Source organism: Paenibacillus algicola, from assembly GCF_005577435.1.
Lineage (GTDB): Bacteria > Bacillota > Bacilli > Paenibacillales > Paenibacillaceae > Paenibacillus_AQ > Paenibacillus_AQ algicola.
This window is the reverse complement of sequence record NZ_CP040396.1, coordinates 1,978,463-2,000,805: the sequence shown is the minus strand read 5'-3', so window position 1 is coordinate 2,000,805 and position 22,343 is coordinate 1,978,463. Positions and strand designations below refer to the sequence as shown.

Below are 22,343 nucleotides of genomic sequence, written 5' to 3'. Positions count from 1 at the left end.
CCTACCCTTCTCTAACGGCACGGCGGCAGGTATTCAAGCGTTCCATGAACGGCTGTGACGCCATTCTGATCTGATTGCCGCCGCTCTCTCCTAGTGCCAGCCATGCTTCTTGTATGTTCTCCAGAGACTGGCTCAGCTTGTCCATCAGCTTATCCATAGATCTGTGCTTCAAGAGCAGCTGCTTCCAATCCTTGAGTTGCAAATCCTTGCGGGCCAGCAGCTTCTTGTCTTCCTCCAGCCCATTCTCCAGAACGAGCCAGTAGCTGTAGCCTTCCTTGCCTGCTTCCGGCGATGCGGAACGATCCATTTCGCGCATCAGCAGCTCACAGCGTGTGAATTCCTGCAGGAGCTGCCTCCAGGTCCCTGCTGCCGAAGCATCCAGCAACGGCGTAAAAGAAAGAAACAGCTGCATATTCAGCTGTACCATGTTTGACAGGTATTCTTCTGAAGTCAGGAGCATGCTCTTCATTTTACTATACAGCTTCATCTTCATCACATTCACTTCACTGACAGCACGGCTCATAAGTGCAATGCTTTGTATGTCACCGGATCTTGAGAGCAGCTGGTAGAACAGGCTGCTAAAGTAATCGCCCGCAAGTACCTTCAGCTGCCTCGATCTCATCTCCTGCTCATTCCGGACCTCCGTGACCGTGTCAATGCCTTCATGCGTGTCGAGACCCATCTGAACCAGTGAAGCAGCGAGCGCTGCTGTTTCCGAGCGTTCCGGTCCGCGATGCAGAGCGTGATTCTGCATAAATATGTATAGTAAATGAACTCGGGCATCCGGAAACTCCGGCAGCTCGGTATGATTCTGAATCATGTCATATTGCAAATATTTCTGGGCTATTGCGGGAACGCGATACGGTTTCATTCTCAGCCTCCGTGCACTTGATGTACTACAGTCACGTTGTGATTACAATCTAATCTATTATAACACATCATGTCGCGGCGTACATGCCTGTATATTGTATTTTAACCCTGAGCGTCCTGCTGAACTGCCTTTAGCCACAGATTTGTCAGAGTCAGATGCAGCTGCTCTGTCGCCTGTTCTGAAAAAGCTCCTGACTTCTGCTGGGATAGACCTTCACGCAGCTCCTCTGTCCAGTGTTTCCTGTCCACGGAAGCCGCCAGCAGCAGCTGCTGTCTCCCTGTCCAAGGATCTGCAGCTATAAAGCGTAGATAGACATGCTCAATGTTGCCGACCTGCTCAAAGGCATAGCTCAGCAGCTCCAGAAGCTGCCGATGCACCATCACGGTGGAATGCTTCGCCTGCTCCAGCCGAAGATCGATCGAAAGCGCAGCCCCTTGAAGCGCTGCACGCTGCAGCTGTCCCGCCAGCTTCAAGGCATTCAGCTCATCCACGATATTCAGCTCGGTCAGTTCTCGTTTTGACATCTGGTCTGCCATAAAGACAGCAGAAGCTGCTTCATCAGAGGTCCCTGCCTGCAGCGGCATCCCTGAAATGCTTAACAGCAGCACTGCACCTGCCACAGCAGGCAGCAGGACCGCCGCGATCCCCTTATGCTTCATACGCCAGCCGCTCCTTTCTTTCTATTCATTGTCCTCCTGCCTAATCACGGTCATACCTCATATGTACAAAATAAAAAAGCAGGCTATGCCTGCTTTTTTAATGAATTTCAGCTGCCAGACTCCATTCTGCCGTGCTTCGTCATGACTTCTGCTTTTCCCCGAATTTTTACGGCCGAGGTATGATCCGTGAATTGAGCAATAATGATTTCACCTTTATCGAGCTTCTCGGTATGATGAAAACGGGTATCCTGTCCCCGGGTCAAGCCAATGACCTGAACACCGCTTTCCAGCGCCTTGACGACAAAGTAATCACCGCTGCGTGCATCCTCCATATACCTTCTGTGCCCCCTGTCCTTTAAAAGAAAGGACCGTGAATAAATTCACGGACCTTTCTTGTAGGTAATATGTAGAAATCTTTATTTAATTCCGTCTTTGAGCGCTTTACCAGGTTTAAATGCAGGAATTTTGCTCGAAGGGATTTCGATTTCTTCACCTGTTTGTGGGTTGCGGCCTTTACGTGCGGAACGCTCGCGCACTTCAAAGTTACCAAAACCAACCAGCTGAACCTTATCTCCATTTTGCAGAGCTTCGGAAATCGCATCAAATACCGCGTCTACGGCTTTCGTTGCATCCTTCTTGGAAAGCTCTGTAGCTTCAACCACCTGATTGACCAGATCTGATTTATTCATTCTTTCACCTCCCTGCAAGAGCTGTACATACTTGATATTCACTGTTTCCGATTTGAAGCAAAATATACGTATTTCTGGCCGTTTCGCCCGATGAAATTACTTATGCTTTTGGCGCGAACAGATTTATAGTAATACAGTCAAATCATAATTTCAAGACTTTTAGGTCCAAGATCATCCATTCATAAGAAAAAGCAACCACAAATCGGCTTATTGAGCCAGATTTTGGTTGCTAAGAAACTCTTCATAGGGCTACAGAATGATCGCAATCAAGCCGCCGGAGCCTTCATTAATAATGCGTCCCAGTGTTTCCTGGAGCTTGTAGCGGGCATTGTCCGGCATCATCGCAATCTTACCCTGAATGCCTTCGCGGACAATAGAATGCAGCGAGCGGCCAAAAATGTCTGACTCCCAAATCTTGATCGGGTCGTTCTCAAAATCCTGCATCAGATAGCGAACCAGCTCTTCGCTCTGCTTCTCCGTCCCGATAATTGGCGAGAACTCAGACTCCACATCCACACGGATCATATGAATGGACGGCGCTGTCGCTTTCAGGCGAACCCCGAATCTCGTGCCTTGGCGGATCAACTCCGGCTCATCAAGCGCCATCTCTGCCAGTGAAGGTGCTGCAATGCCGTAGCCGGTCGTCTTCACCATTTCGAGTGCCTCGGCGAACCGGTCATATTCCCGCTTCGCATGGGAGAACTCCTGCATCAGCTGCAGCAAATGGTCCTTGCCCCGGATTTCAACACCGACAACCTCCATCAGAATCCGGTCGTACAGCTCATCCGGTGCGAACAGGTCGATTTCGGCAACGCCCTGACCCATATTCATACCGCTCAGACCGGCCTGGTCAATGAAATCATATTCCATGAATTGACCGACAACACGGTCGACATCCCGCAGCCTTTTTATATCCTTGACGGTATCCCGTACCGAATTCTCATAGTTGCTGCGAAGCCAGTGGTTCTCATTGAGCACCATAACCCAGCTCGGAAGATTCACATTCACTTCATGCACCGGAAATTCATATAATACCTCTCGAAGGACGCCGGTTACGTCCTCTTCACTCATGCTTGCCGCGCTCAAGGTCATGACCGGAATATCATATTTGGCAGCCAGCTCGCTGCGCAGCTGCAGTGCCTCCTCGCTCTTCGGGCGAGTAGAGTTAATGACAACCACAAAAGGCTTGCCGACTTCCTTCAGCTCCTCGATCACTCTTTCCTCGGCGTCGACGTAAGAGCTTCTCGGAATTTCAGCAATGCTGCCGTCCGTCGTAATGACGACACCCAGTGTCGAATGCTCCTGAATGACCTTACGCGTTCCAATCTCGGCAGCCTCCTGGAATGGAATCGGCTCCTCGAACCATGGCGTCGAGATCATACGCGGACCATTTTCATCCTCATAGCCCTTCGCGCCTTCCACGGCATAACCGACACAGTCTACCATTCTGACATTGACCTCAAGGCCCTCTGTCACTTTGATCTGTACCGCATTGTTCGGTACAAACTTGGGCTCTGTTGTCATAATTGTCTTTCCTGCTGCACTTTGCGGCAGCTCATCGACCGCCCGTACGCGATCCGCTTCATTCGTAATGTTCGGAAGCACGACTGTTTCCATGAACCGCTTGATGAAGGTTGATTTTCCCGTCCGGACTGCACCGACGACACCCAGGTATATGTCCCCTCCTGTTCGCTCGGCAATGTCCTTGAAAATGTCCACTTTTTCCAAAAGAGATCCCCTCCTCAAATTACTCCGAAGGAAAAATGCTATTAAGAGCATCCGCTTCGTGTTTCCTCTCACAGCTAAAGCCATTGCAGCATTTGAGCAGCCTTACCATGCCGCCAGCAGTCCGCCGCCCGGATTCCGAAGAGAGACATGGAAACGGCAAAGCGGCGTAACTCGTACATGCATTAGGACTAGTAACATCTTATTGTTCCGGGACTCAAAATATGCCGCCGTCTTTTAAAAGATTAAAAGGTTTTTGTAAGCACCCTACTGCCTCCAACCATCTTTATGTGTTGTATTTGCAAATATGCTACTGCCGGCAGATCAAATCACAAAAAAAAGCACCTCTGGCACGTATGTCCAGAGATACTTATAAGAGTGCGGGTTATGAAGAGCCTGGCTGAGGCACAGGCTGATTGTTCTCCCAACGGTAAGGGACCGACTTCACGGGCACATAAAACGATTCCGATTCCAGATATACTCGAAGATCCTGGTCCGGCTGAGGCTCCTGCCCATTTTTCTGAATAGCTTGCATAATGTCAAATGCGTAATCGATATAGACCTTGCCGCCCTGATCCATCATGAGCACGACATCCTGGCCAGAATAGAAGCTCTTCAGCTTCCAATTCTTTGCATCGGTCTTGGATATATCAACGGCCGTGAAGCCGGGATACAGCTCTTCTCCAGCCGGGAGCTTTCCTTGATCAGACTTGTAGCGGTCGACCGACATCTGCATATCATTTATCTTTTGCACGGTAAGCAGATCCATCACTTTAACGAGCGGCTCCTGCTCTTCATTAATAATCAGAAAGCGCCCGCTGCCGCCCTTTTCAAAAGCGGTTGTCGGAATTTCATCCATATAGCCCATATTCTTGAGCTTGTCCAGGTCTACCCGGTATTTCTCATAACGCGGTATCTCTTCACCTGCAGTCATGATCGGCAGCAGTGATGTTTCTTTAAAGTAATCATCCACGGCACCTTGAATTCGACGCACACTTTCCCGATAAGATACCTGCTCTTCCTGTGAATCCTCATTGGGATACATACAGCCGCTAAGCAGCAGGACGCCAATAAGTGCTATTGCAGCCAGATACATATTTTTCACTGGATTTCACCACTTCCCTTTAAATAAAATCCTCCCGATCCCGATTTCTTGCACTCTCCAACTGTCGGCGCACTGCCGCCTTCAGCGGATCCTCCGGCACTTCAACCTGCACATGATCATGAACAACCGTTTGACACGAGAAACGAATGCCTTCATCAATCAGCGTTCCCAGCTTGCGGCGCTCCTCTTCCTTCGGAGGCAGTACATGACTGCTCTCTTCTTCGGTGAGCTTAACCTTGCACATGAGGCAGCCCATTTTGCCGCCGCAGCGGGTCGGGATGTGAACCCCGGACTGTCTGGCTGCAGCCAGTACAGTAACTCCGGGTCTGACGCTGACGGTTTTGCCTTCCGGCATAAAAGTAACCTCACACTTCAGTTCAAGCTCCTCCTTACTCTGATGAAGTTTCCCCGCTTAACCCTTATGAATTCCTGCCAGCTCCTGAATGCGCAGTGTATGCTCACTGTTCAAGGTGTAACGGGATAACATATCTTGAAGCAGCGCGTGGTGCTGATCCGGACGGTATCTGATAGCTTGTCCAATGGCCTGATACCGATCCTCACGATCTCTCAGTACATTAAATAAGAGCTCATGGCTCAGAGGTGTTAAACGGACAGAAGTACCGTGAAGCAGCACATCCGGCGCAGCAGGATATAAAAGCTCCATTTCCACAGTATACAAACTGCCGCCTGAACACACTTCAAAGCCGCCAACCAGCTCGGCCTCTATGCTGTCCAGTTCATAACGGCTTAACACGGACTTATACATACCCTCTTGATCCAGGCGCGGCTGACTCAACGCATAGGCTGCCAGCTGCTCATGAAGAGCCTGAATCCCTTCCAGGTCACTATACACGTCCAGATCCCGCGGCGGCTTATCCAGCTGCACTCCTTGAAGGAGCAGCGAGCAGCTGCCACCCAGCAGCCAGGGCGTTGAGAGGTCTTGAAGTAAAACAGACAGCTGCTGCAACGCTCGGGACAGTCCCGGCATATCCTCTACATTCATGTATTTCACCTGCTTCCTCAAGCTGCATGCAGCCCTTCTCCATTAGGTGATCGAGGCCAGTCCGGTAATAAAGCCGATCAGCATCATCATAAATGCCACAAAGGACAAGCCGAAGCGTACCGCTCCCTTGGTCTTGCTTCGGGCGAATGTAACGACGATCACGGACAACGCCATAATCAGCAGTGCGATCATGGACAGCCACATCTTTTGCATTGGATCCAATTTAATATTGCCCCCTGTCTTTCTCTAAAATGTCTGCCCTAATTATATCATGACTTGGAATCTCCTCCTATCCTTCCACGCAAAAAGACCGCTGTATCTGCACACAGCGGCCTCATGTTTCTCAAAACCTTCACACTTTACTTGTTCATCATCATTTTCATCAAAGCTTCCATATTGCTTGGGTTCATCCCGCTTTTTTTGACGGCCGCGATGATCTCTTTGACGGTCTCTTCGCTGACAGGCACGTTCGCCATCGCCGAAACCTGCTTGATGAGCTGTCGAAGCTGGGCATCATTCTGCAGCGTTGACGGCTTCACGGTATTGGCCAGCTTTTTAACAGCTCCCGAAGAAATCTGCTTGCCGCTTTTTTTATTAATCGCGCTTAATACATCTTTAGGAAAGTTTTTGCTCATGTCCACCCCTCCTCCGGCAATCCTCATACTATCGTATGAAGCAGGAGGTCAAGGTGTGATTAAGCTAGGAATGCCACTGCTCCCAGGTTTGGAGCGGCATCATTTCCATTTCCGTCTTCGGATCCCGTCCCATCAGGTTCATGACGGCTGTCCGAGGATCCCGCTGCTTAAAGAGCACATGATAGAGCTGATCCGCAATCGGCATTTGTACCCCGTGCTTTTCAGATAGCGCAAAGGCAGCCTGGGTGGTGCGAACCCCTTCCACAACCATGCCCATCGAGCTTAGAACCTCCTCTAGAGCCTTTCCCTCACCCAGAAGGTAGCCTGCGCGCCAATTCCGGCTGTGGCGACTCGTGGCGGTCACTACGAGGTCCCCAATCCCGGCAAGGCCGGCAAAGGTAAGTGGATTTGAGCCCATCTCAATCCCGATTCGGGTTATTTCAGCCAGTCCCCGTGTCAGCAGAGCCGCCTTGGCATTATCACCAAATCCCAGACCGTCAGACATCCCGGCACCCAGCGCGATAATATTTTTAAAAGCGCCAGCCAGCTCCACGCCGATCATGTCCCGATTCGTATACACTCTGAAATCATGGTTCATAAACAGGTCCTGAGCCGCCGCCGCCGCTTCACTGCTTGCCGAGGCTACCACGACCGTGGTTGGACACTGCCGGATGACTTCCTCCGCATGACTTGGACCCGACAACACGACGATGTCGCCTTCACTGCGCCCAAGCTCCTCCGAGATGACCGTTGACATTCGCTTTAAGGATTCAATCTCAAAGCCCTTGGTCGCGTGAATGATCAACGCATTGTCCTTGACACAGGATTTCAGCTGACTGCAAACTGATCTCATCGCTGACGACGGAGCAGCGATCAGTACTGCGGCAGCCCCGCGGACAGCCTCCTCCATATCTGTTGTCGCCTTCAGCTGTGGAGATAGCGTAATCCCCTTTAAATAACGGTGATTACTATGCTGCTCATTGATCTCCCGAACCTGCTCCGCATTCCGGCTCCAGATCATCACATTCAGCTTTTTGGAGACCAGGACACTCGCAAGCGCAGTCCCCCAGCTGCCGGCCACCAGCACCGCCACTTTATCAGACAACGCGTTTCCCTCCTTTAGAAGCTCCTCCTGAGCCCAGCTTGTTCTCTTTCCCCTGCATGATCTTGACAATGTTGCTTCGGTGACGCCAGAATGCAAACACCCCAATAATCAAGCTGGTCCAGAATACCGGCCAAGGATAGCCCATCAGCAGAAGAAACAGCGGCGTCAGAAGCACAAAGATCAACGATCCCAGCGAAACATATCGAGTAAAGACAATAGACAGAATAGCAATGATGCCCGCAAACAGCGCAGGCAAGAAGCAGAGTGTAGCCAGCACACCGATCGCAGTTGCAATGCCTTTTCCACCGCGGAAGCGGAAGTACACGGGCCAGTTATGGCCAATTATAGCTGCAATCCCGCATAAACCCGGCAGCCAGGCATTGCCGTCTCCAACCCAAACCCCGATCCATACAGCAGCAATGCCCTTGAGCACATCCAGGGCGAGAACGAGCACGGCCGGTCCTTTACCCAGAACCCGCAGTGTGTTTGTTGCCCCTGCATTACCGCTGCCATGCTGCCGGATATCAATCCCCTTCAAGAGCTTCGCCAGCAGCACACTAAAGCTTACAGACCCCAGCAAATAACTTGCAATGAATCCAACGATGTTCAGAATCAAGCCGTTCTCCCCTAACTTTCATCGGACTTTCGCCGTGTAAATATACGTATCGGAGTGCCTTCAAAATTAAATGCTGCACGAATTTTGTTCTCCAGATAGCGTTCATACGAGAAATGCATGAGCTCCGGATCATTGACAAACACAACCATCGTCGGCGGCTTCACAGCGACCTGAGTCGCATAATTAATCCGCAGTCTTTTTCCTTTGTCTGTCGGCGGAGGATTAATAGCTACCGCATCTGACACCACATCATTCAGCAAGTGCGTCTGAATCCGCAGCGAATGCTGCTCCGCAACATGCTTCACCACAGGCAACAGCTTCTGCAGGCGCTGCTTCGTCAAGGCGGACAGGAACACAACCGGTGCATAGGTCATGAACAGAAAATGATCACGGATCTTGTTCTGAAAGTGCTGCATCGTCTTGTCGTCCTTCTCCACCACATCCCATTTGTTCACGACAAATAGGGACGCCTTGCCCGCTTCATACGCATAGCCGGCAATATGCTTGTCCTGCTCGATAATGCCCTCTTCGCCGTTGATCAGCACAAGCACTACATCTGCACGCTCAATTGCGCGCATCGCCCGCATAACGCTATATTTCTCCGTCGTTTCATACACTTTGCCTCTCTTGCGCATCCCCGCCGTATCGATCAGGACATAGCGCTGGCCATCCTTTTCAAAAGGGGTGTCAATCGCATCCCGGGTTGTACCCGCGATATCGCTTACAATAACCCTCTCTTCGCCCAGAATGGCATTCACAAGGGAGGATTTCCCAACATTCGGGCGTCCGATCAAGGCTACCTTGATAACATCCTCATCGTATTCTTCCTCTGTCAATTCAGGCAGTGCGTCCACGACTTCATCCAGCAAATCGCCGATCCCAGTACCATGGCTGCCTGAAATCCCAATGGGATCACCGAAGCCCAGGCTGTAGAATTCGTATATATCCTCGGCACGCTTCATGTTATCCACTTTATTAATCGCGAGCAGAACCGGCTTCCCGGAGCGGAATAGAATTTGAGCGACCTCTTCATCAGACTGTGTCAGCCCGGCCTTGGCATCACACATAAATACAATCACATCGGCTTCTTCAATGGCCAGCTCAGCCTGAATTCGAATGGACTTCAGGATCATATCCTCACCGTCGATCTCAATACCGCCAGTGTCAATGACGCTGAATTGCTTGCCGTTCCACTCGGCATTTCCATAAATACGATCCCGGGTTACTCCCGGTTTATCTTCAACAATGGCTAGTCGATCACCAATCAGCCGATTAAAAATCGTGGATTTACCAACGTTCGGCCTTCCGACAATAGCCACAACGGGTCTTGCCATGTTCACTCCTCCTGTCAATTCTTACGTTTATCATCATAGCAAAAAACAGTACAATTGGCTAACCTTTCATGCACCTTTTATTCATGTTGCCCATCATGGGCATACATATAAACAACAAACGGCGAACCCAGCTGGGTTCGCCGACGATGATTATAATAGTCGCTTGAACGTGCGTGATCTGGCTACAGTCTACTTGAATTTGCTCAGCTTGTCGCCGAAGCGCTCACCCAGCGTTACGCTCATGCCTTGGTTGTTCAAGGACACATTAGGGTTATCCTTCAGGTCAATTTTCGGACCTTTGGATGCTCTTTCGCCTCTTGGCGATGGAGCAGGAGCCGCTGGAGCTTCTTCCGTTTCCTTGATGCTGAGGCTGATCCGCTTCTCGTCCAGGTTCACATCCAGAACCTTCACTTGTACCTCTTGTCCTTCTTTCAGAACCTCTTGAGGAGTTCCAATGTGCTTGTGGGAAATTTGAGAGATATGAACCAGGCCTTCAACGCCTGGAGCCAGCTCCACAAATGCACCGAAGCTCACAAGACGCTTCACTTCACCGGTAACCACATCACCAATGTTGAATTTGTCAGATGCTGATTCCCATGGGCCCGGCTGAGCAGCTTTGATACTGAGGCTGATCTTGCCTTTCTCTGGATCGACCTTCAGCACCTTCACCTTAACCTGCTCTCCTTCGGACAGTGCATCCGACGGCTTCTCCACATGGCTCCAAGCGATCTCGGAAACGTGAACCAGTCCGTCTACACCGCCTACATCAACGAATGCTCCAAATTGAGTCAAGCGCTGAACCGTTCCTTCCAGCACTTGGCCTTCCTGAAGGTCAGCCATCACCTGCTGCTTGTTGGCTTCAAACTCCTCTTCCAGAACTTCCTTCTGGGAAAGAATAACCTTGTTGTTCTCGCGGTCCAGTTCTTTCACCTTTACGCGAAGGGTACGACCCTTGTAATCGCTGAAGTCTTCTACAAAATGACGCTCAACCATCGAAGCCGGGATAAAGCCGCGTGCACCGACGTCTGCTACGAGACCGCCTTTAACAACATCAGCGACAGTAACCTCGAATACGTCCTGGTCTGCGAAGTGCTTCTCAAGCTCTTCCCAAGAATTCTCAGTGTCAATTGCACGCTTGGACAGTACCAGACTCTCCTTGTCGTCATTAATGCTGACAACCTTGCACTCTACCTCTTGACCTACTTGAACCGCTTCAGAAGCGTTGTCAAGCTGTACCGAGGAAAGCTCGCGGACAGGGATCACACCGTCATATTTATATCCAATGCTTACATAAGCTTGGTTATCCTCCAGTTTGACGATCGTCCCTTTTACAGTGTCCCCTTTTTTCAAGGATACGATTTGGTCCAGCTGATCTTGAGTTTCAGCATTTTCTTGATTTCTTGTTTCTTCCGACATGTCAATAACCTCCTCAATTCAAACCCCATTTATTTAAACTCGCGTGTGCGAAGTTCAAAACATCATTATGCATGTTATAGCTTGCCATAAAGTATTTCACAATTATTCATCTTCACAGCGGCTACTCCCGGGTCGGCTGACCTGTGGCCTGCATTTCCCGGATACGGCTCATAATCATAGCTGTTACCTGCTCCAGTGTCTCAGGTGACTTGCTGTCCTTATAAGAGGATAAATCAATCGGCGCGCCGTAGATAATGCGGGTCTTGCGAAACAGCTTGTATTCTCCAACAATGGCCGCCGGTACAACCGCAGCGTCACTGCGAAGTGCAAAGCTTGCTGCTCCCCGCTTCGCGGCTTCAGAATCTGAGTTCCTCGTTCCCTCTGGGAAAATCCCCATAATCTCTCCGCCTCGTAAAATCTTGAGGGAGTTCTTAATGGAATCCTTGCTGACCCCGCCCCGCTTGACCGGAAAAGCTCCCAGCTGCTTCACGAGCCAGCCGAACAGAGGAATCTTGAACAGCTCTTCCTTCGCCATAAATTTAACCTGGCGCTTCACATGAATGCCTACCGAAATCGGATCTCTCAGGCTAATGTGATTCGCACAGATCAGCACTCCACCCTGATCCGGAATGTTGTGAACGCCTACCGATTCAAAGCGGTACAGCATTTGAAACAACGCCCGGACAACAGCTCTGCAAAACACATAAATCATTGTTCTTTCTCCCCATCCATACGAGTTCTACAAAAAGAAGTGATATACTCGACGACCTCATCAATATTCATGTCCGTCGTATCCAGAAACACAGCATCCTCCGCACGTCGAAGCGGTGATACTTCACGTTCCTCATCAAGACGGTCACGCCTGGCGATATCAGTCTCAAGCTGCTCTAACGTTATCCCTTCTGCTTTGTCCAACTCCTTGAATCGGCGGAGAGCTCTTTCCTTCACGCTGGCCGTCATGAAAATCTTGACCTCTGCAGCAGGCAGCACCGTAGTTCCAATGTCACGGCCATCCATGACAACGCCCTTCGATAAGGCCATCATTCGCTGCAGATGAACCAGATGGTGCCGAAGATCCTCAATTTGAGCATAACGGGACACCTCGGAATTTACTTTTTGGGAACGGATAAAGGGCGTGACGTCCTCCCCGTTCAGCAATACCATCTGACCTGATTCATGCGGTTTTAATTCAATCACCATATTTTGCACCGTTTGAAGCACTTTCTGCTCATTTTCTGCAGAAATTCCATGACTTTGCATATACCAGGTCACCGCCCGGTACATAGCTCCGGTATCCACATATATGTACTGAAGCCTGCTAGCCACCATTCTGGCTACGGTGCTCTTGCCTGCCCCAGCGGGTCCATCGATGGCAATGTTGATTCTGTTCTGTTCACCAGTCCCCTTCGTATGCACCGGGGCATTCCTCCTCAAACCTAAGCCTCAAGAAAAAAGCAGGCAAAGCCTGCGACGTGAAAATTATACCACACTACAGGAACTGATGCAAAAAGCTTCCCCAACAAATGCCTTTCCAATCCCTGGAACAACCGCGTCATTCAGCGGTTTCGGAAATCAAACTGCCTTTCGAAGCAATAGCGGATGAGCTTCTGACGCTCCATGTCAGAGATGCGGCTCAGCTTGACCATGACCAGTGATCTGGAGCCGGAAATTTCTTTGATGCGAACGACTTCTCCGCTGAAAGGGATGTGCTCGATTGCGCCGTTCTTGTACGCCGCCAGAAGCCAGCAATCCAGTGTCTCACCATCAGCAATACCATGATGGCTCTCTGCATAAAGTGAAACGCCGCCGCCGCCAACATCCTCAGTTCTCGTGACGAACTGCTTCCCGGATTCGGTCGTAACAGCAACCTCAAGATCGGCCTGCACCCGGAGAAAGCTTCTTCTCTGGATTCTGGAGATCGACTCTTCCTCCGGCCTGCGAATGCGGATCTGGCGAATGACATCTTCGTGAAATCCAAGAACATAGCTGTTGAAGTAATTTTTGACCCCGCCCTCAGTCACGAAATACAGAGATAGCTCATCTCCCAAAAAGAGCTTCTTCAGTCTGCCGGATCCTTCCTCAATCGGAACCTCTATGTACAGCGACTGCTCGTCCATTTCCGCAATCCTGGATTTGTACACAATCCTGGATGCTGCTTCATCCCCGGTATCAATCTGAATAAATAATACCTCGTTAATCTTTGGAAACACCCTGATTCCTCCCCCTGCTTCTCACCGCCTTATTATATCACGGCCCGGCACCCCTGATCTTCAGTAAATTTTCCAGAATTGAAAAATTTCACTCTGCATTTCATCGCTTACGGAGCATGGGCACATACGCAGCACAAAATAACTCAAGCCCCCGGCAAGATACCGGGGACTTGAGTGGGTCAGCAGGGTTTGAGATGTGCCGCCGCCATAGAAATGCTCAATAACTAGCACGAAGCGGCATGCAGAAAGCTTAATTCATCCCTTCATCGGCTTCCTTGACAACCTCTACCGTCTCTTCCAGACCGGTGTCGGCATTGATGAATATTTTATACTTCGAGCCGTTGATCCGGCCTCCAATCTCGTAGCACAGCGTATCCTCATCCCGATCATTTTTGATCAGCGCTTTTCGAGTATACTGTTCCTTGAAATCGCCATTCAACGTGTTCCGTGCTTCTTCAAGACTGAGCTTGGCCTCCGGCACCTCACGATTGTCCTGGTGTTCATATACGAACTCACTGGCCTGGAAACCGATAATATCGCCGTTATCCAGGGCAGACCGCACCGTCATTTTTTCGGGATAGATCAGGGTGTCGTCCTGCTGACGGACAAATGTGAAGTTGACCAGATTGTCATAGGGATCTGCAGATACAGCCTTCATGCTGCGATACCCCTTCTTCTCCAGGAATTGCTCCGCCTTCTCCATCGCCTGCTGAACTGAGACCTGCTTGCTGCCGACCTGGCGTCCGTCCGTGTAGGAAATCAGCAATCCTCCCTTGCGGGTAAAATCCATACTGATTGGCTGCATGCCTTCAGCCTGCACCGTCGCGGTATAAGACTCCCAATCTGTGCCCTGGCCGTTGGCGATGATCGTGCACTCCGCACCCTGTCCCAGATCTGCAAACTTCAAAGCCTTGCGCTGAATATCCTCTTCATTTACGGCTACACCGGACAGCATTTTGACGGAACGCTTGGTATACATGCTGCTTACGGACGGTCCCCATTCGAGCTCGGGATAGGCCTCCACCTTTTTGTTCACCGACGAGAACCCGTCAATGATGCTGTTACCTGCCAGCTCCTGCTGACTTGTCATAGCCATATCTACATCAAGCCAGCGCAGCTTCTGTGATAGAGCAGTGTTCTGCACTTCCTGCAAATCCTTCGTAATTTCGCCGGAATTCTGATAGAGCTGCTTCAGCGTTTTGGCTTCGGTGTCGCTAAGCGGCTCCTTCGTCAGGTCCCGGACACCGGTCTTGTACGAAAAGTTGGCAATCCGGGATAGAAACTCCTCCGTTTTCTCCAGAGACAGTGTGGACAGTGGCAGCTGATTGAGTTCATTCTGCGCCTCACTGGTCAATCTCCAGACGTTCATCAAGCTTTTCCGCTGCATGCCCTGTGACGCCGTATTGACCGCAATCGAGTTGCCGATTTCATCATGAATACGGTCCATATGATAGGACAGGTCATGAAACGCGCGCTGATATTGATTCTCCGCGTGGATCTCAACGGCATTACGTTCCTCTTTTAACTGATTTCCCCACACGAGCGAGCCGATGAACAAGATGGCGGTGACCGGAAACAGGACCGCACTAATGCGTTTATACATCCAATAGCACTCCTTTCTTCTGAATCCTGACGTTAGTTTGACTAGAAGAAAGTGGTTCTATGCATTAGTTCTCTTCTTCGATTTCAAAATGACTCTGGTTATCGCACAAGCATTGCTTGAAGCCCGTTTCAATGCGTCCGCCATCTTTTTTGCCGCGCAGCACGTAGCGTTCCCCGCATTCCTTGCAGCGGATTTTCACCTTCACCCTCAACATAAAAAAAGACACCTCCATGTATAGTCTCCCGCAGCTGTGCGTGCAGGGGCTCTATTGTGAAGTGTGTCCGCTATATTTAAGTTTTAACCTCTTCGTCCTTGTGGATCATACGAAACGGCGAACGGTTATTGGCTCGTGCAATCTTGCCCATGGCTCCGTACCAGAGCAGAACCATCATCGGAACGATGAACCACAGCCAGCTGTTCTTAAAGGTATTCAAAATAAGGTCATACAGTGCATGATACGCCCATGGAATGAGTAGTGACATCAGCAGGAATCTGCGGCTCAAAGAGCCTTTGCTAAACTTGGCACGCCCCAGATAGTATCCCATAATAACTCCAAACATGGCATGACCCGAAACCGGCAGCATCGCCCTGATCATCATCGGAGCAAAGGCGCCCTGACTATACCAAGCATACAGGATGTTCTCCGCACTGGCGAAGCCGAGTGAGATGGCCGCAGAGTACAGAATGCTGTCATACGGTTCATCAAACTCTACATGATTGTAGATGAGATGGAACAGAACGAACCACTTTAGAAACTCCTCCACGCCGCCTGAAATGAACACGGGCTCGATGAACATGATGCCACCGAACCAATTCAGCATGCCCTTCTGGATAATGAGAACAGGGATCACAATTAGAAATCCGAACAGGAACATCCGCAGGACCATATGCAGCGGCTCCTGATCGTATTTGTCTTTGAGGTAGAAATAGGTCAGCAGTGAAAGACCCGGTGCCAATGCAGAAGCCAAAATCGTAAACACCAGCACCGAATCCCCCCCTTCACTCAGAGACAGCTTTAATGCTGTCATCGACAATGCTAGTTATGACTTGGAAAGTGGAGACAGATTTGTCCTATAGCATCCTCAGCCATCACCTTGGTGCCATATTCTTCAAGAACCGCTTCACTGACCGTTGATGAGTGGCCAAATTCAGATAAAACCGCGGTCAGCGCATTCAGCTTCTCAGCCGTGAACTGCTCCGCATCAAACCACAGATACCATTTATCCTTATAGCTGTACAGCGTTCCGGCATGGTCGGTAACTAGGCTCAGCATATGAGCGGCCTCCACCACGATCTCGAAATCGTTGAAAGCGTACATTACACTGCCGTTGTGCTCAAGAGTCAGCTCCATCTCATAGACTTCATCGGGCATTTCATCCTCGGACAGTCCTCCGAAATGATGATCGTACTTTCCACGGGTTACAATGACGACCATGCCTTGGGAAGGAAGAGCAAAGACCTCGACGGCCAGCGGGCCCGTGGCGTCAAAGCCCAGCTCGCTATAAGCCTGATCCATCATCTCCGTGAACAGGTCATATACCTTCGGTATCTCCTGCCACATTTCTTCTCTCTGGATTCCCCGATCGCTGAGATCGTCGAACGTGAGGAAAATCCGAATCTTATCTTGACCCAGACGTTCTATTTTCATGACAGGATCCTCCTCTATATACCAAGTAGTAATAACATAATATGATGCCTCAAATAGATCATTGCTAAAAATAGTGATCTATATTGATTTTATCATTTAATACCCACAAATGCACGTAAATATGTAGCTGCCCAAAAAAAGAATCATCCCGGAAAAACATCCGAAATGATTCTACACTTGCTAAATGGGTTACAAACCCGGTATGACTGTATGCGTCTCGTTCAGGATTTGCTCAACCTCATGCTTAACATCCGGGTTTTTCTTGATGAAATCTTTTAGCATATTCAGGTTGGCAGCCTTCGAATGGTCCGATGCCGATACCCCGTGCTGAACATTCGGGGATGGAGAAGAAAATCTGCTGCCTGTACTGGGGGAGCTGCCGTTATGGCTGCCACCTCCGTTTGCTGTATTTCCAGCAAGGTCTTTCATTTTGTCCTTCGCTCCGCCGGTCAGCTGGTCAAGATTACCGCTCTTAACCATGGACATCATGGAAATGCCGCGCTTGGACATCATGCGGTATACTGCCGCTCCGACAATGACACCGTATATAAATGACGAAGTCTTCACCAAATCAAGCCTCCTTATATGATAAACTCATGTCTAGTGTTCTCGGTCGGCCCTGAACTCATGCGATATAAAAAAAGGAAAGTGAGATGGATTCATGGTTAAACAAACAGCTGTGCTGCTGCTGGCAGCCTGCCTTACGCTTACCGCCTGCAGCCAATCCGAGCCCGTGCCGGAATCAACGGAGACAAGCTCCCAGCCTGGGCAACAGGAAGACTCAGGAACAAGTAACGAAGCCTCCGGTCAAAGCCCGGAAGACACGATGAAAGATCAAACAGAGACGCCAACCGAAGCCCCGTCTACCGGAGATCGTCAGGACAGCCCAGCTTCTTCTGAAGAGTCAGAGGCCTCAAATGATTCGCAGGATCTCGCTACTGAAGGTGAAGACCATCAAGGCGAAGCGGAGCCTAGGAAGAATACAGACCAAGGCGAGCAACCAGAGGTCGCAGTGATGCGGTACCATATGAACAAGATATATAACATTGTACCTAGTGAGGAAAGTGCACCGGAGAAGGTCGTATTGCTCACCTTTGACGATGGCCCGAAGGAGGAAGAAATGCTTCTTCAGCTTCTGGATACGCTGGACAAGCATGATGCCAAGGCTATCTTCTTCGTGAACGGCTATCGTGTGGAAGAGAACCCCGAGCTGTTAAAGCTGATTCATGACCGGGGGCAAACGATCGGTAATCACAGCTGGGACCATATCAACCTCAAGAAAGAAAATCCTGCCTCCGTGAAGCAGCAGATTGAGGATGTCCAGCAGATTGTTGAGCAGGAAATTGGCGTGAAGCCGCGCTTTTTCCGGCCGCCGTTCGGCTCGGGAGGAGATACTGTCAAGCAGACTGCCAAAGAGAATGACCTTCTGTTCATGACCTGGTCCAACGGCTCCCTTGACTGGGATGCCAGCACACGCAACAAGCCGGAGGCGGTGATCCGGAATGTCATGGAGCAGCTTCATCCCGGCAGCAATATTTTGATGCATGAGCTTCCATGGACCGTGGACGCATTGGACGAGCTGCTGACCCAGCTGAAAAGTAAAGGCTATGGCTTTGTCAATCCGGAGGAAATAGAACCGGAGATGAAATAATCGGCTCAACCTGCCATCCAAAGAAACACCCTGACGGCTCCTTGTAAGGAGGGTCAGGGTGTTCTTGTTAATGTGATCAGATGATACTCGGACGGACAACACAGTCTTATAGGAATGTGAGACGTGCCAAAGCCCCGGCTGATCAAGAGCTTGATGACTTCGTTAGACCTTCGGCTGCGGTACAGATCAAACCAGCCGGAATCGTATTTCTGATAATAAAATGGTTCCAGGCGAATCGCACCCAGCAGCGGCAGCACGATCTGTCCTCCATGCGTATGTCCCGACAAGATTAAATCACAGCCAAGCTTGGCTCTACCCTTGATCCAGATGGGATCATGTACAAGGACGATATGATAGGAGTCGTTTTTGGCTTTTCCCTTATAATTGCTAAAAGGGTGTTTCCGCGTCTTGGGCTGCATATATCCCGTCAGTGCAATGTGATCGCCGCCCTTTTCAAGCACCAGCGTTTCGTCCTTCAACAGCCTCACTCCGGCACTCCTGAGCAGCTCCTTCACCTTGACGGCTCCCGCGTTGAGATCATGATTACCCAGCACAGCATAGGCCTGTGAATGGGAAGACAAGATCTTCAAGTTGTGCTCCACTCTTGATAAAGGAACCCCCTTTTCGGTCAAATCACCGCCAATCAGCACCAGATCAGCACGGGCCAATGAGTCAGACATTGAAGCCATAGACAGCTTGCGCCGGTGAATATCCGAAATAAACAGAATGTGAAGCCCGTCAAAGCCTTCCGGAATCCGGGAAGAGCTCACACTCTCCTCTCTGACCCGGTATCCAAAAGCCTCTATACTCATCCATATCCATAACAAAATTAATATTGTAGCCAAACCGGCAACGATCCACAGTATCAAAATATATCCTCCAGTGAAGGTGCTCCAGCCAGCCCCCACCAAAGCAGCCCAGCCATCAGCAGCATAAATAAAATAATTAATGAATTGACAAACCACTTGCTCATCCGCACACGCTGAGATGAATAGGTTCGGGATCTTGAAGGCGTGCTGGAGCCACCGGAGGCCGGCTTTGGAGCTGGCTTTGCAGCAGGCTGTCCTGATGCCTTTTCGGCTGGCTTGCGGACTCTTGCAGCCCCGCGGCTGCCTGCAGCGTTGGAAGCCTTCCTGGCCTTCACTGAAGCTGATGATCTGGATGCAGAAGCATGATGATCCTTTGAAGTCACTGCCTCTTTTCGGGTCCGGGAGGCCTGGCTTCGTGTTGTCTTTGATGTATCTCTTGTTTTCTTATCCGATGGCTTCGGTTTGGAGCTTTTACGTCCGCGCTGATGCTTCTCTACTCTGCTTAATTTCTCCATCGCTATCCTTTCTGTTGTCGAAAACGGATGGCAAGCCCCGATATTAGATCAATCAAGAAATGACATACAATCGGCGCCCACAACGAGCCGGTCTGGATATATATATAACCCAGCCCATAGCTGCTGAGAAACACCCAGCCTGTTGGAAACCAGTGCCTTAAATAACGCACATGGATTAAAGCAAAGAGGATACTTGTCCAGTAAGGACCGATCGCAAATTGAATGGCTCCCCGGAACAGAAGCTCCTCACAAATAGAAACCACTAGGGCAATGACCACGATATGCCACACCGGCCGCCCTTTGAACAGCAGCTCGTTGATGCCGCCGTCGTCCATACTGCTTTCTGGCAAAACGCGGGATATTAACAGATCTGCAGCCAATAAAACGATCGCCAGCCCAGCGCCCCAATAGATTACGTTCCAGCTGCCGGAGAGCTCCAGCAGCTGGATCGGATTCCGGTGCTGGAATAAAATCCAGACCAGCGCTGCTACCAGCGTCAAACCCTGAGTTAAGTACAAATTAATGAGCAGCAGTCTGTCGGTTAGCTGGTGAGGCTCTATTTTTTGAATTTTGAATTTGAATTTTTTCATGATAGCCTGCCTGTCTATTCATAGATTTGCCGTAAGAGCATCATAGCAAAAAACCATCCCCCTGTAAAAGTCACCTACTGTCTGCCAAGGTCAAGGTCATGGCTGAAGCAGCCTAAAAACTTATTGACACGATGATACCTCCATGTTACATTATGTAAAAAATTAAGATGAAAACCGATGATGGAAACAAGGTGCTTCACATGCTCCTCAGAGAGCCGATGGCAGGTGTAAATCGGCGGGTATAGGTGCCTTGAGCGATCCTGAGATATTTCGCTGAAAGAGAAGTAGGCGCAATCGGATGATATCCGTTACCAATCATGGCCCAGATCGGCCGCTTGAGGCTGCTTGATAGCAGTGAATAAGGGTGGTACCACGAAATAACTCTCGTCCCTTACTACGGAAGTAGTATGGAGATTGGGGGTTTTTTAATATTACAATCTCTTTGCCGCATCACCGCGTCCCCTTAACTATGGGTGTAATGGACTGTATTTACATACAGACCTTATTCTATATTGAATTCCAGCAAAAGTGTTCAAGGAGGAAGAGAAACCATGTTTAAAGTTTTGGTATCGGATCCGATCAGTGATCTGGGTATTCAGCAGCTGATGGATGCAGCCGATGTGCAGGTAGACAAAAATACCGGGCTCAGTGAAGACGAGCTTACTGCCATTATCGGAGATTACGACGCATTGCTTGTACGAAGTCAGACCCGCGTGACTGAGAAAATTATGTCGGCGGGCTCCCGCCTCAAGGTGGTTGGCCGCGCAGGTGTTGGCGTGGATAACATTGATCTGGAAGCTGCTACGAAGCGCGGCATTGTCGTTATCAATGCCCCGGACGGAAACACGATTACGACTGCTGAGCATACCTTCGCCATGATGATTGCACTTGCCCGCCATATCCCGCAGGCTTATGCGAAGACGGTGTCCGGCACCTGGGACCGCAAATCATTCCTCGGCGTCGAGCTGCGCAACAAAACCTTGGGCGTAATGGGCATGGGACGGATCGGGAGTGAAGTTGCCCGCCGTGCCAAGGCTTTCGGCATGAGCATTCTTGCTTATGATCCATTCCTGACTGAAGAACGCGCGGAGAAGCTGGAAGTGACGCTCTCTTCCGTGGAGAACATTATCCGGAATGCGGACTTTATTACGGTTCATACTCCGCTTACTCCAGAGACCCGTCACATGATCAGCAGACCGCAATTCGAAATTATGAAAAAGGGCATGCGCATCGTGAACTGTGCCCGCGGCGGTATTATTGATGAGCTGGCGCTCGTGGAGGCGATTGATGAAGGGATCGTTGCCGGCGCGGCGTTTGACGTATTCGAGCATGAGCCTCCAGCAGCGGATCATCCGTTCCTGAGCCATCCGAAAGTCATCGTGACCCCTCATCTGGGCGCATCCACGATTGAAGCTCAGGAAAATGTAGCTATTGACGTATCAGAGCAAGTACTGCACATCCTGCGGAACGAGCCGTTCAAGAACGCCGTCAACTTCCCGCTGGTTGCTGCGAATGTGATGAACAAGCTGCAGCCTTACTTCCCGCTGGGCGAGAAGCTTGGCAGTGCTGCTGCTCAAATCTCGTCTCAAGCCATCCAGGAAATTCACGTCGATTATGCCGGCGAGCTGGCTGAGGTGGATACCCAGGCACTGACTCGCTATATCGTGAAGGGTGTTCTGGAGCGTCATCTGGGCAGTGAAGTGAACATCGTGAATGCGATGCATCTCGCGAAGAGCCGCGATCTGCATGTGGTTGTTTCACAGACTCCAAAGACCAAGGGCTTTACGAATCTCGTGACCGTTACCCTCAAGACTCAAAACGGCGGAGAGCATCTTGTAGCCGGCACCCTACTGCACGGGTACGGTGAACGTATTGTGCGTCTGGACAAGTTCCCGGTCGATATTGCACCACAAGGTCACCAGATCCTGATCTCCCACAACGATAAGCCAGGCATCATTGGCCGCGTTGGAACCCTGCTGGGTGAGAACGATGTTAACATCGCCTCCATGCAGGTAGGACGTAAAGTTATTGGCGGCGAAGCGATTATGTTCCTCACAGTGGACAAGAACGTTCCTAAAGAAGTGCTGGTGAAGCTGACTGGCCTCAGCGACCTGAACACCGCTCAAGAAATCGTGCTTTCCTAATTCCTGGCTTCATGG

Annotated in this window: 27 protein-coding genes and 1 other annotated feature; of the genes, 2 read left to right on the top strand and 25 right to left on the bottom strand. The window is 50.3% G+C overall.

What is annotated here, in order from left to right; translation table 11 throughout:
* Position 1: 1 nt before the first annotated feature.
* From E6C60_RS09090 to E6C60_RS08990, 22 genes are all read right to left on the bottom strand, one after another.
* A complete protein-coding gene (locus tag E6C60_RS09090) occupies positions 2 to 871 on the bottom strand; it encodes a heptaprenyl diphosphate synthase component 1 (protein ID WP_138225565.1) in 870 nt (289 codons plus the stop codon).
* A gap of 101 nt (positions 872 to 972) precedes the next feature.
* A complete protein-coding gene (locus tag E6C60_RS09085; RefSeq protein ID WP_138225564.1) occupies positions 973 to 1,530 on the bottom strand; it encodes a hypothetical protein in 558 nt (185 codons plus the stop codon).
* Positions 1,531 to 1,637: 107 nt separating this feature from the next.
* Positions 1,638 to 1,862 (bottom strand): trp RNA-binding attenuation protein MtrB, encoded by a 225-nt coding sequence (mtrB, locus tag E6C60_RS09080; protein ID WP_138225563.1) that lies wholly within the window; start codon positions 1,860 to 1,862, stop codon positions 1,638 to 1,640.
* Between the two features lie 84 nt (positions 1,863 to 1,946).
* On the bottom strand, positions 1,947 to 2,237 hold the full coding sequence (locus E6C60_RS09075) for an HU family DNA-binding protein (RefSeq protein ID WP_407669156.1): 291 nt from the start codon (positions 2,235 to 2,237) through the stop codon (positions 1,947 to 1,949).
* A 231-nt stretch (positions 2,238 to 2,468) separates the two neighbouring features.
* On the bottom strand, positions 2,469 to 3,947 hold the full coding sequence (gene spoIVA, locus E6C60_RS09070; protein WP_138225561.1) for a stage IV sporulation protein A: 1,479 nt from the start codon (positions 3,945 to 3,947) through the stop codon (positions 2,469 to 2,471).
* 382 nt (positions 3,948 to 4,329) lie between these two features.
* A complete protein-coding gene (locus tag E6C60_RS09065; protein WP_138227705.1) occupies positions 4,330 to 5,040 on the bottom strand; it encodes a DUF3939 domain-containing protein in 711 nt (236 codons plus the stop codon).
* 28 nt (positions 5,041 to 5,068) lie between these two features.
* Positions 5,069 to 5,404: a 2Fe-2S iron-sulfur cluster-binding protein gene (locus E6C60_RS09060; protein WP_325053198.1), complete on the bottom strand. Its 336-nt coding sequence runs from the start codon at positions 5,402 to 5,404 to the stop codon at positions 5,069 to 5,071.
* 57 nt (positions 5,405 to 5,461) lie between these two features.
* Entirely contained in the window at positions 5,462 to 6,052 is a 591-nt protein-coding gene (locus E6C60_RS09055; RefSeq protein ID WP_138225559.1) for a hypothetical protein, read from the bottom strand.
* 42 nt (positions 6,053 to 6,094) lie between these two features.
* Positions 6,095 to 6,274: a DUF2768 family protein gene (locus E6C60_RS09050; RefSeq protein ID WP_138225558.1), complete on the bottom strand. Its 180-nt coding sequence runs from the start codon at positions 6,272 to 6,274 to the stop codon at positions 6,095 to 6,097.
* Positions 6,275 to 6,411: 137 nt separating this feature from the next.
* Positions 6,412 to 6,687 carry a stage VI sporulation protein F gene (locus tag E6C60_RS09045; protein WP_138225557.1) on the bottom strand — a complete coding sequence of 92 codons (276 nt, stop codon included), beginning with the start codon at positions 6,685 to 6,687 and terminating at the stop codon, positions 6,412 to 6,414.
* A 64-nt stretch (positions 6,688 to 6,751) separates the two neighbouring features.
* A complete protein-coding gene (locus E6C60_RS09040) occupies positions 6,752 to 7,792 on the bottom strand; it encodes an NAD(P)H-dependent glycerol-3-phosphate dehydrogenase (RefSeq protein ID WP_138225556.1) in 1,041 nt (346 codons plus the stop codon).
* Complete coding sequence (gene plsY / locus E6C60_RS09035) at positions 7,785 to 8,408, bottom strand: glycerol-3-phosphate 1-O-acyltransferase PlsY (protein ID WP_138225555.1); 624 nt, start codon at positions 8,406 to 8,408, stop codon at positions 7,785 to 7,787. Before plsY ends, E6C60_RS09040 begins: the two co-directional genes overlap by 8 nt.
* Positions 8,409 to 8,419: 11 nt before the next feature.
* A complete protein-coding gene (der, locus tag E6C60_RS09030) occupies positions 8,420 to 9,742 on the bottom strand; it encodes a ribosome biogenesis GTPase Der (protein WP_138225554.1) in 1,323 nt (440 codons plus the stop codon).
* Positions 9,743 to 9,931: 189 nt separating this feature from the next.
* A complete protein-coding gene (gene rpsA / locus E6C60_RS09025) occupies positions 9,932 to 11,158 on the bottom strand; it encodes a 30S ribosomal protein S1 (RefSeq protein WP_138225553.1) in 1,227 nt (408 codons plus the stop codon).
* Between the two features lie 121 nt (positions 11,159 to 11,279).
* Positions 11,280 to 11,870 (bottom strand): lysophospholipid acyltransferase family protein, encoded by a 591-nt coding sequence (locus tag E6C60_RS09020; RefSeq protein ID WP_138225552.1) that lies wholly within the window; start codon positions 11,868 to 11,870, stop codon positions 11,280 to 11,282.
* Positions 11,867 to 12,574, bottom strand: coding sequence for a (d)CMP kinase (gene cmk / locus E6C60_RS09015; protein WP_138225551.1), 708 nt, complete (start codon positions 12,572 to 12,574; stop codon positions 11,867 to 11,869). Before cmk ends, E6C60_RS09020 begins: the two co-directional genes overlap by 4 nt.
* 140 nt (positions 12,575 to 12,714) lie before the next feature.
* Entirely contained in the window at positions 12,715 to 13,368 is a 654-nt protein-coding gene (locus E6C60_RS09010) for a flagellar brake protein (protein WP_138225550.1), read from the bottom strand.
* 250 nt (positions 13,369 to 13,618) lie between these two features.
* Positions 13,619 to 14,971: a germination protein YpeB gene (ypeB, locus tag E6C60_RS09005; RefSeq protein WP_138225549.1), complete on the bottom strand. Its 1,353-nt coding sequence runs from the start codon at positions 14,969 to 14,971 to the stop codon at positions 13,619 to 13,621.
* A 64-nt stretch (positions 14,972 to 15,035) separates the two neighbouring features.
* A complete protein-coding gene (locus E6C60_RS20910; RefSeq protein WP_175415116.1) occupies positions 15,036 to 15,203 on the bottom strand; it encodes a hypothetical protein in 168 nt (55 codons plus the stop codon).
* A 58-nt stretch (positions 15,204 to 15,261) separates the two neighbouring features.
* Positions 15,262 to 15,957, bottom strand: a complete 696-nt coding sequence (prsW, locus tag E6C60_RS09000) for a glutamic-type intramembrane protease PrsW (protein WP_138227704.1) — start codon at positions 15,955 to 15,957, stop codon at positions 15,262 to 15,264.
* Between the two features lie 50 nt (positions 15,958 to 16,007).
* Positions 16,008 to 16,619 carry a genetic competence negative regulator gene (locus E6C60_RS08995; protein WP_138225548.1) on the bottom strand — a complete coding sequence of 204 codons (612 nt, stop codon included), beginning with the start codon at positions 16,617 to 16,619 and terminating at the stop codon, positions 16,008 to 16,010.
* A 189-nt stretch (positions 16,620 to 16,808) separates the two neighbouring features.
* Positions 16,809 to 17,186, bottom strand: a complete 378-nt coding sequence (locus tag E6C60_RS08990; RefSeq protein WP_138225547.1) for a hypothetical protein — start codon at positions 17,184 to 17,186, stop codon at positions 16,809 to 16,811.
* Positions 17,187 to 17,280: 94 nt separating this feature from the next.
* Between E6C60_RS08990 and E6C60_RS08985 the strand changes: the two genes are divergently transcribed.
* A complete protein-coding gene (locus E6C60_RS08985; protein WP_138225546.1) occupies positions 17,281 to 18,270 on the top strand; it encodes a polysaccharide deacetylase family protein in 990 nt (329 codons plus the stop codon).
* Between the two features lie 53 nt (positions 18,271 to 18,323).
* On the opposite strand, the gene E6C60_RS08980 is transcribed toward E6C60_RS08985, so the two are convergent.
* Genes E6C60_RS08980 through E6C60_RS08970 form a run of 3 tightly spaced genes read right to left on the bottom strand, consistent with a single transcriptional unit; the run spans position 18,324 to position 20,184 of the window.
* Positions 18,324 to 19,139, bottom strand: a complete 816-nt coding sequence (locus tag E6C60_RS08980; RefSeq protein WP_233281184.1) for a metallophosphoesterase — start codon at positions 19,137 to 19,139, stop codon at positions 18,324 to 18,326.
* Positions 19,136 to 19,594 (bottom strand): hypothetical protein, encoded by a 459-nt coding sequence (locus E6C60_RS08975; RefSeq protein ID WP_138225545.1) that lies wholly within the window; start codon positions 19,592 to 19,594, stop codon positions 19,136 to 19,138. The genes E6C60_RS08980 and E6C60_RS08975 overlap by 4 nt, the downstream gene beginning before the upstream one ends.
* Positions 19,595 to 19,596: 2 nt before the next feature.
* Positions 19,597 to 20,184 (bottom strand): CPBP family intramembrane glutamic endopeptidase, encoded by a 588-nt coding sequence (locus tag E6C60_RS08970; protein WP_138225544.1) that lies wholly within the window; start codon positions 20,182 to 20,184, stop codon positions 19,597 to 19,599.
* Between the two features lie 168 nt (positions 20,185 to 20,352).
* Positions 20,353 to 20,579: a binding site (T-box leader), on the top strand.
* Positions 20,580 to 20,735: 156 nt separating this feature from the next.
* Here E6C60_RS08970 and serA point away from each other — a divergent pair.
* Positions 20,736 to 22,328 carry a phosphoglycerate dehydrogenase gene (serA, locus tag E6C60_RS08965; protein WP_138225543.1) on the top strand — a complete coding sequence of 531 codons (1,593 nt, stop codon included), beginning with the start codon at positions 20,736 to 20,738 and terminating at the stop codon, positions 22,326 to 22,328.
* Positions 22,329 to 22,343: the final 15 nt, after the last annotated feature.